This is a genomic window from Microcoleus sp. LAD1_D5 (genome assembly GCF_036702115.1).
In the GTDB taxonomy this organism is placed as follows: domain Bacteria; phylum Cyanobacteriota; class Cyanobacteriia; order Cyanobacteriales; family Microcoleaceae; genus Microcoleus.
The window spans coordinates 46,311-54,188 of record NZ_JAUBSA010000039.1; the positions used below are offsets into that span (position 1 = coordinate 46,311).

Here is a 7,878-nt window from a genome sequence, read left to right on the forward strand (position 1 = left end):
TGCAGTTTGTCTTATCTGGGGAATACGGGGTAAAGTAGCGGTAGGAAATATTTATCCATACTTTTACTAACTGTGCTACTTTCATTGTTAGCTGTAAACCATCATGCGGGAAATCTGCCAGAGCGTGGAAACCATATTTCAACTGCTGTTAGACGAACTCAAAAAGTCCACTCGCGCGTCTGAGCAGAACTGCCAAGATGTAGCAGGGCGACTCGCAGCAGAAGTCAACAGGATATGCACTGAAAGCCAGCGGATTCAAGCCTCCGGAGATATAGAAGGTTCAGCCCAGAGCCTCGCTCAGCACCGCTTGCAACAATGCCTCCACTATTACAATTTAGGCTCCGGGCCCGGGCGAGTAGAATTGCACAGTACCCTCAGCGCGATCGTCTATCGCTACATCACTCCTCCGCAGGTGCAGTCTAGCTATCAGGCGCGAGTAGAACTGATCAAAGATTTTTTGCAAGGATTTTATCTCGAAGCTTTAAAGGCATTCCGGCGCGAAACCCAACTACCACCCACCTACAGTCCCCGCACTCGCTTAGAACTAGCAGAGTACATGGCCTTTGTAGAGCGCTTCGGCAAGCGGCGCATTCCTTTACCTCGGAACCGCAGCCAGCAACTAATTATTTTACGGGCCCAAACCTTTTCCCAGCAGCAGCCCAAAGAAACCTCCGTAGATATGGAACAAGCCGCCGACGGAGGGGCTTCAGATTCCGATCAAACTTGGAACGACACCTCGGTGCACTCGGTGCGGGAAGCGATGGCGGGACAGGGTTCGGTGGCAATTCGTCCGCTAGGCGACGAGTCAGAATCTCTGCGGCAAAACGTGATTGACGAATTAGTAGCTTACTTGAAAGAGCGCAACCAACAAGACTGCGCCGATTACTTCGTGCTGCGCTTGCAAGACTTGCCGACTAATGAAATAGAGTCGCTTCTGGGCATAACTCCTCGCCAAAGAGACTATTTGCAGCAGCGCTTCAAGTACCATTTGCTCAGGTTCGCCATGTCGCACCGCTGGGAACTCGTTCACCAGTGGCTGGAAGCAGACTTAGATCGAAATCTGGGTTTGCTGCCTTCCCAGTGGCAGGATTTTGGTGAGCAAATTGGCCCAGAAGGACAGCGTTTGCTAAAGTTGAAACAACAAGGTCTGTCAGAGTCAGCGATCGCGCAAAGCCTCGGCAGCACGGTAGCCCAGGTACAGAAACGGTGGTTTAAATTGCTGGAACTTGCCTGGGAATTGCGAAATCGTTCAGATTCCGGAGAAGGGGCATCTAGTGATGAATAACGAAACGAACAGGGATGCAGAGGCTTTCGATCGCCATTTTTTAGACTGGATATTGCAGGCACCGATCGCGAATACCTCTAACGAAGATGAGGAAAACCTCAATCCATCCCCTCGCTCAGAAGAGTGGGGCGACACAGAAGACAATTCCGGGGTGGAATACTGGGAATGGGACGAACCAGACCCGCTGGACTATCAAGTGGGGGCGCACAGCAATGCACCCGCACAACCGCAGACAATTGGAGAAATACCGACCGTGCAAGACCGTTTTCAGACCTTGTTAAAAGAAAGGCTTAGAGCCGAAATTGAATCCAACCCGCCGCTGTTCCCCTGGGAAACAGAATTCAAAAGCTACGACCACGATTACCCAGACGATGTAGCCCCGCAATGGGTTCCCCCCCTACACCTCTGGACTCCCCAACTACAAAATATCAGGTGGGGCCGCCTGCCAATTCCGATCGCCCAAGGGGTTTTTGCTCAACTGCTAGAACCTTGTCAGGAACTGGTAATGTCGTCGCTGCGGCAAGGCTCGAAGTTAGTTCGCGCTGTAGATGGCTTATTTCCGGGTCAGTCTCAGGAACTTAACGAATTAGCTGGTTTAGTGCTCCGAGGTTCCTTGCGGGGACTTCTAGATTTAGAAGATTTCCCGACTTACGAAGCAGCGAGTACCGATCAACAAATGGTGTTGTCGCTGTTGGCCGCGAGGGAAATCATTGATTCTCTAACTTTGGATTGTCCTGTGAATCAGCCGCCTGTTTCGCGGGAGTGGCTGACTGGTTTGGGTTCGCTGACTCTGGAGGCTCAATACCTGTCGAACCGCAACAGAGAACAGCCAATGCCGTGTTTAAGAGTTGAGTGCCAATTTCCGGGGGCAGGAAGTTTGGAACTCAAGGGAGGAGATGCCGAAGCAACTGCACATCGTCCGAATTCCGGGCATTTAAGTGTGGAGCTCTTTGACCCACAACCGAACAAGACTTATGCTCTAGAAGTTCGATTTCAAAACTTCGAGACCAGACCTTTGATGTTTGCTATTCGTCCAATTTGGGCAGGACAAGATAGCAACTAGAAAGGTGTAATTAGAGTAAATAATTTAGGTTTTTACTCGCTGGTTTGACCTCACACAAAAACAAATGCAATTCCTCGACTTCTGTCGTGGAAAGCCAAAAAAATTAGATATTAGTTCAAGCCCCCAGATTCATCTGTGAAGTTAATCTGTGGATTCAATCTAAAATCTAAAATCTAATGACACAGAAATAAGATTTAGATATTAGGTAAAAGCCAGATTTATCGGTGGATTCAATCTAAAATCTAAAATCTAATGACACAGAAATAAGATTTAGATATTAGGTAAAAGCCAGATTTATCTGTGAATTCAATCTAAAATCTAAAATCTAAAATCTAAAATAGTTGGATGGGTGCACATGACAACTGATAACCTGCGAAATATACCTGTTTTGGGTAAGCTGTGGGAGCAGATTGAGGCGATGCCTCCGCCGGTGATTGAGGATTCTTTACTGCTGCGAATCCTAGTTCAGTTGTTGGTAATTGTGGGAATTGTAGCTACTGACGTTGCTGCTGAAGAAGCCCAGAACCTGTGGGCTGTGCCTGTTAGTATTGTGGGAGCAACTTGGAGTTGGTACCGCCGCCGCGATCACAATGTAGCTGCTAAGTTCTGCATAGCTATTGGAATGCTGGTGGCGCTGTTCGCTTTTTTTAGCCGCTTGGTGGGAGAATTGAATGATACGCGGTTAGTTTTGGCGCAACTGTTAATCCAACTTCAAGTGCTCCACAGTTTCGATTTGCCTCGCCGCAAGGATTTAGGCTATTCGATGGTAATCGGGCTAATTTTGTTAGGGGTAGCAGCGACTCTCAGCCAAACCTTGACTTTTGCGCCGCTGTTGTTGCTGTTTTTGGCTTTAGCGCTTCCGACTTTGGTGTTGGATTATCGATCGCGCTTGGGATTTGTGAAGCCAGAAGCCATTGGCGAAAAAGCACAAGGTAAAGGAAAAAATGATAGCCTGTCGCTATTTGCTGCTACTTTATCCCCAAAGAATTTTGCTTGGCTGCTGCTGATAACTGTCGGGTTGGGGCTAACTATTTTTGCGTTTTTGCCACGCCTCCCTGGCTATCAGTTACGGACTTTTCCGGTGAGTGCTCCTATGGAATATCAGGGGGAGTTTGACTCGCGCAGCATTCTGAATCCGGGGTATGTTAGAGGGGGAAATGAAAAAGGGACTGGCGGAGGAAGGGGGAGAAACCCAGACTCTGGGCCAGGAGAGGTAGACTCTACTTTTTATTATGGTTTCAACCAGCGCATTAATCAAAATTTGCGGGGGGAAATGAAACCCCAAGTGGTGATGCGGGTGCGATCGCAGGCGGCGGGTTTTTGGCGGGTATTGGGATTTGACAAATACACTGGTCAGGGTTGGGAAATTTCTCGCAACGAACAAGCTCAAAAGGTTACTAGACCTAGCTGGTCTTATCAATTTTATCTGAATCCTTTTCCCAATGCGCCTCGGACTCAAGAGGTGATTCAAAGTTATACTATTGTTGCTCCATTGCCGAATTTGATTCCGGCTTTAAACAAGCCGAAGGAGCTTTATTTTCCGAGTCCAGAGGTTGCCGTTGATGCGGAGGGGGGTTTGCGATCGCCTGCGGAATTGGGAGAGGGTGTGACTTATACGGTGATTTCTAATGTGCCTTTTCGCGATCGTTCTTTGTTGGGGAAAACTGGTACTAATTACCCGAAAAATATTCGCAACTTCTATTTGGATGTGCCGCCGAAAATTGCCCAGAAAGTGCGAGAAAAAACAGAAGAAATCTTGGCTGCAAGAACTAGAGTATCTCAGTCGGACAGACCGATTGATTCTCCCTACGAAAAAGCTTTGTATTTGGCTCAATATTTAAAGCAAAATCCGAATTACAAAATAGAAAAAGCTTTGCCTTACTTAGAAGAAGGTGAAGATTTAGTCGAGGCTTTTCTGTTTGGTTACAAAAATACCCAAGATGGCAAAAAAGTTACAGGTGGATATCCAGACCACTTTTCGACGGTACTGACAATTATGCTCAGATCGATCGGGATTCCGGCGCGACTGGCGGGCGGCTTCGATACGGGGGAATTTAACCCGTTTACTGGTTACTATGTTGTGAAAAATACCGATGCTTTCTTGATGACGGAGGTATATTTTCCCAATAACGGCTGGTTTGGTTTTAATCCGATTCCCGGTTATCCGCTGATTCCGGCTTCGGTGGAAGACAACCAGACTTTTAGTGCGATCGAATCGTTTTGGAAGTGGATCGCGGGTTGGCTACCGACTCCTCTCAGAAGCGGGCTGGATTCAGTCATAGGTTTTGTAATTGGCTGGATAACTTTGATTGTGGGCTGGTTTGTGGGACAGTTTGCTAAGGGTTGGGTGGGGTTATTTACTGGCTTGATTGCTGCGATCGGCTTTGGCTTTATTGGCTGGTTAATTTGGCAACTGTGGCGCAAGTGGCGCCACCGCCGCTGGCTGGCGAAGTTGCCACCGGTGGAGGGGGTTTATCAGGAAATGCTGAAGGATTTGGCGAGTAGGGGATTTGTGAAACCTCGCGCTCAAACGCCTTTGGAGTATGCTGAGGCAATGCGGGGGAATCATGCAACTGATGAAGCTGAGGTGATTGATGAAGTTTCGCAAGCTTACGTGCGCTGGAAGTATGGCGGCGAAGCGGGAAATTTGAGTCAGTTGCGGCAGTTGGTGGAAAATTTGAGGCGATCGCACTTGAAGAAACTCAAAAAGCGCTGGTTTTAAGCGATACGGATCGCTTAGATGCGGTAATTAAGCGAGATGAACAGGTTTATAACCGTTTTCGGTCAAGTCATCGGTTTAGGAAGTTGTCGGGGGAGGAGTTTAAGCGGACGGTGGAGGTTTGGGAAAAGAAGGTTTTGTAGTTACCACCCACATTCCGCACCCCCAACTGGCACATATACTGCTTGAGGGGATAAAAGTGAATCATCCGAGACCATCTTGAGTATTTTTACTCAAGATTTTTTGTCGTACTCGCATCACGAGCGTTAAAAATTCCTGACAATAGAAGTGAGGGCATAAGTTAAATCTGATACGAGTTAAAATTGCGATCGTCACAAACCAAGTTTATGACCTCACTGTTACCTGATTGATGACGAAAATGCGTTAATTGCGATCGCCAGCAGTAAGCAATCATCACCAAAATAGTGTAAACTTACGATCGCTATGAACGCTCAAATCAGGATTCAGCAGCCCATGCAGAAAGCATCTGAGATGACAGTAGAAAACTTAGACCATCTAGGCTTGGTAGCCGGTCTAAGTGATGACCTAGGAATAGGCCAAAAAATCAATGAATTAGTAGGCGAACAACCGGGCGAGAAGTCAGTCCCGGCCTGGTAGTCAAAGCGATGATTATCAATGGATTAGGGTTGGTTTCCGCCCCACTATACTTATTCTCTAAATTTTTTGAAGGTAAAGCAATAGAACATTTACTTGGGTCAGGAGTTCAAGCATCACATCTGAATGATGACCGTTTAGGAAGAGTATTAGATAAATTATATTTGGCAGGAATTACGGAAATATTCACAACCATTGCCCTGTCAGCAGCTCAAAAATTCGAGATAAAAACCGACACATCTCACTTGGACTCAAGTTCATTTCATCTACATGGTAAATATGAGCAAGAGTCGCCATCCGTATCTTTTTCTAGCCAAGAAATGGATGACAATCAGTTGGATAATTCATCGCTAGAACATCAAACAACGTTGCTGAATTAGGGTATGATAAATTTATAGTGCGAGCGCCCCAAAATAACACTTCAAAAAACGCAGAGCTTATGCAATGTCCTGAATGTCAGTCAACTCATGTTAATAAAAATGGTCATAAAAAAGGTAAACAGAATTATATTTGTGTCCATTGTGGCAGACAATTTATAGATGGCTACAAACCTCATAAAGGTTACTCGCTCAGAAGTTAAACGTGAATGTCTGAAAATGTATGTCAATAGTATGGGTTTTCGAGCCATTGAGAGGATTAAAGGAGTACATCACACCAGCATTATAAATTGGGTCAAGCAAGTAGGAGAATTGCTCCCTGATGCTTACGAACCCGACACAATTCCCCTGGTGGGAGAACTTGATGAATTAGAAACGTTTGTTGGTAAAAAAAATAAGATTTGGCTATGGACAGCCGTAAATCACTTTCAGCCAGGGATTTTAGGATGGGTATTGGAACTCATAGTGCTACGACTTTTCGGCCACTATGGGAGTTAGTTGGCAATTGGAAATGTTATACCACTTCTCCAAAATTATGTTACAGTAGTTAGTGCCGAGAGAATATAATCCCATCCCGTGATAGATGCGATTGTTTCACTTGAAAATTCTTCAAGAAAAGTGCGAACTTTTTCTTTTATTTCATCTAAGTTATCATAAAGTTCCCAACTTAATTCTTGTTTTATATATTGCCATACTCTCTCGTTCGGATTCAATTCAGGACTGTATGGTGGTTGAAAAAGCAGTAAAATATTATCTGGGATTTTGAGCTGGTTACTATGATGAAACTTACCATTATCCAGTTGCACAACATTTAAATGATCTGGATATTCTGCTGCTAGGTTATCTAAGAATATCTGAAAACATTGACCGTCAAGATGTGAAAACTCTAACCAGAAACTTTCTCCGGTTTGGGGGGCAACCGCCCCATATAAATAGTAAGCTTTAAAATTCCCTTGAACTAAACCTATTGGTTTGACTCCACGGGCTGTAAGTTTTTTCCTTTCAATCGTTTTTAAGCCGATTCTAGTTTCATCTTGACACCAATATTTGAGACCATTTTTTGCTAGATTAGGCGTAGTGGACTCTAACCATAAGACAAGTTTCAGCAATTTTTCTAGTTTTTTTTAAACTCGATTGCTGCCGCCGGCTCTTTTTTGTTACTCAAACGCCTTGGTACTTTTAACTTGGCTTTCATGCGATAGTACAGTTGCTTATGTAAAGTTTGATATTTGACGGATACTTGATAGTTATCTTCCACCCATTTCGCAATTTCTTTGTAACTCTTAAACTCGCAGGATTGCTCACTAATTTTTGTCGAGAGTCCGGCTATTACTTCTGAGGGAATTACTCGCGGTCTCCCAGTCGAGCGGCGCAGCTTTAATAAGGATGACAGACCGCCCTCATTATATTGCTTTAACCATCTTTGTACGGTGATTCTATGTACCCCCTAAAAGTTCAGCTACCTCTGTAATACTCGGGCTCCACCCAGATTTTAACAAATAAAGTGCCTGAATTTTTTGTCTGTTAGTTACAGTTCGTTGCTGGGACATAATTATTTTTAATTCGGTCGCAGTGTCTTCAATTCTTTCTTGGTAATTTACTTTCATACAATCGTCCTTATGCTAGAAGTGCTATTGTAGCATATTTTTGGAGAAGTGGTATTACTTGTATATCACAGATGGATGGCCAGTTTACCCCATGTTTATTCCAGATGGAGACCAAATTATCTGTAAAACTTACATGGGAGCATCCCGATTTTGCAAGTATACAAAAGTATGATAAAATGCGCTGCTTTTGGGAAAAGCCAACACTTAGCTTC

5 protein-coding genes and 3 pseudogenes are annotated in these 7,878 nt (G+C 44.9%); 6 read left to right on the forward strand and 2 right to left on the reverse strand.

Going from position 1 to position 7,878, the window contains the following annotated elements:
* Positions 1-103: 103 nt before the first annotated feature.
* The 5 genes and pseudogenes from hetZ to QUA70_RS17265 all read left to right on the forward strand — a co-directional run.
* Complete coding sequence (gene hetZ, locus QUA70_RS17245; protein WP_333348873.1) at positions 104-1,285, forward strand: heterocyst differentiation protein HetZ; 1,182 nt, start codon at positions 104-106, stop codon at positions 1,283-1,285.
* Entirely contained in the window at positions 1,278-2,348 is a 1,071-nt protein-coding gene (locus QUA70_RS17250) for a hypothetical protein (protein WP_333348875.1), read from the forward strand. Before hetZ ends, QUA70_RS17250 begins: the two co-directional genes overlap by 8 nt.
* 355 nt (positions 2,349-2,703) lie before the next feature.
* Positions 2,704-5,070 (forward strand): transglutaminaseTgpA domain-containing protein, encoded by a 2,367-nt coding sequence (locus QUA70_RS17255; RefSeq protein WP_333348877.1) that lies wholly within the window; start codon positions 2,704-2,706, stop codon positions 5,068-5,070.
* 471 nt (positions 5,071-5,541) lie between these two features.
* Positions 5,542-5,975, forward strand: a pseudogene (locus QUA70_RS17260) (IS1634 family transposase); the annotation flags it as partial.
* Between the two features lie 146 nt (positions 5,976-6,121).
* A pseudogene (locus QUA70_RS17265) lies at positions 6,122-6,577 on the forward strand (IS1 family transposase); the annotation flags it as partial.
* Positions 6,578-6,592: 15 nt separating this feature from the next.
* On the opposite strand, the gene QUA70_RS17270 reads toward QUA70_RS17265, so the two are convergent.
* Both QUA70_RS17270 and QUA70_RS17275 read right to left on the reverse strand, forming a co-directional pair.
* Complete coding sequence (locus QUA70_RS17270) at positions 6,593-7,168, reverse strand: IS630 family transposase (RefSeq protein WP_333348879.1); 576 nt, start codon at positions 7,166-7,168, stop codon at positions 6,593-6,595.
* A 5-nt stretch (positions 7,169-7,173) separates the two neighbouring features.
* A complete protein-coding gene (locus QUA70_RS17275; RefSeq protein WP_333336013.1) occupies positions 7,174-7,494 on the reverse strand; it encodes a helix-turn-helix domain-containing protein in 321 nt (106 codons plus the stop codon).
* A gap of 227 nt (positions 7,495-7,721) precedes the next feature.
* Between QUA70_RS17275 and QUA70_RS17280 the strand changes: the two are divergent.
* Positions 7,722-7,802, forward strand: a pseudogene (locus QUA70_RS17280) (IS1 family transposase); the annotation flags it as partial.
* Positions 7,803-7,878: the final 76 nt, after the last annotated feature.

Excerpts from the sequence above, each read along its gene's own strand:
- hetZ (WP_333348873.1), top strand. The coding sequence starts at position 104 with ATGCGGGAAATCTGCCAGAGCGTGGAAACCATATTTCAACTGCTGTTA.
- QUA70_RS17250 (WP_333348875.1), top strand. The coding sequence starts at position 1,278 with ATGAATAACGAAACGAACAGGGATGCAGAGGCTTTCGATCGCCATTTT.
- QUA70_RS17255 (WP_333348877.1), top strand. The coding sequence starts at position 2,704 with ATGACAACTGATAACCTGCGAAATATACCTGTTTTGGGTAAGCTGTGG.